The following is a 1,432-nucleotide window of genomic DNA, read 5'->3' on the forward strand; positions in this document are numbered from 1 at the left end:
GGCTGAGACGTGATGCCGAGCCGTTCTGGTGAAGTCATTGATCCTATGCTGCCGAGAAAAGCCTCTAGCGATGTTCCGAGCGGCCCGTACCCTAAACCGACACAGGTGGTCAGGTAGAGAATACCGAGGCGACGGGTGAACTGTGGTTAAGGAACTCGGCAAATTGCCCCCGTAACTTAGGGAGAAGGGGGGCCGGACGCGTGAAGCCCCTTGCGGGTGGAGCGTGGTATGGCCGCAGAGAGCAGGGGGAAGCGACTGTTTACTAAAAACACAGGTCCATGCGAAGTCGTAAGACGATGTATATGGACTGACGCCTGCCCGGTGCTGGAACGTTAAGGGGACCTGTTAGCCCGTAAGGGCGAAGCGGAGAACTTAAGCGCCAGTAAACGGCGGTGGTAACTATAACCATCCTAAGGTAGCGAAATTCCTTGTCGGGTAAGTTCCGACCTGCACGAATGGCGTAACGACTTCCCCACTGTCTCAACCACAGGCCCGGCGAAATTGCAGTACGAGTAAAGATGCTCGTTACGCGCGGCAGGACGGAAAGACCCCGGGACCTTTACTATAGCTTGACATTGGTATCCGAATTAGCTTGTGTAGGATAGGTGGGAGCCGGTGAAGCTTGGACGCCAGTTCAGGTGGAGGCATTGTTGAAATACCACTCTGGTTGGTTTGGGTATCTAACTTGCGGCCCTGATCGGGTCGAGGGACAGTGTCTGGTGGGTAGTTTAACTGGGGCGGTTGCCTCCTAAAGGGTAACGGAGGCGCCCAAAGGTTCCCTCAGCCTGGTTGGCAATCAGGTGTTGAGTGTAAGTGCATAAGGGAGCTTGACTGTGAGACTGACGGGTCGAGCAGGGACGAAAGTCGGGACTAGTGATCCGGCACTTGCGTGTGGAAGCGGTGTCGCTCAACGGATAAAAGGTACCCCGGGGATAACAGGCTGATCTTCCCCAAGAGTCCATATCGACGGGATGGTTTGGCACCTCGATGTCGGCTCGTCGCATCCTGGGGCTGTAGCAGGTCCCAAGGGTTGGGCTGTTCGCCCATTAAAGCGGTACGCGAGCTGGGTTTAGAACGTCGTGAGACAGTTCGGTCCCTATCCGCCGTGCGCGTTGGATACTTGAGAAGGGCTGTCCCTAGTACGAGAGGACCGGGACGGACGAACCTCTGGTGTGCCAGTTGTTCTGCCAAGGGCACGGCTGGTTGGCTACGTTCGGAAGGGATAACCGCTGAAAGCATCTAAGCGGGAAGCTCGCTTCGAGATGAGGTATCCCACCACCTTGAGTGGGTAAGGCTCCCAGTAGACTACTGGGTTGATAGGCCGGAGATGTAAGCACGGTAACGTGTTGAGTTGACCGGTACTAATAGGCCGAGGGCTTAACCACCCTAAATTTTCTGCTTGCGTCCACTGTGTGATTCACAGCAAACGAAC

General features: G+C 55.7%; 1 rRNA gene. It reads left to right on the forward strand.

The features are described 5' to 3' along the window. Positions 1-1,385: ribosomal RNA gene (locus AB0G10_RS42255) — 23S ribosomal RNA — on the forward strand; the annotation flags it as partial. Between the last annotated feature and the right edge of the window lie 47 nt (positions 1,386-1,432).

The organism is Actinoplanes sp. NPDC023714 (assembly GCF_040639855.1).
Lineage (GTDB): Bacteria > Actinomycetota > Actinomycetes > Mycobacteriales > Micromonosporaceae > Actinoplanes.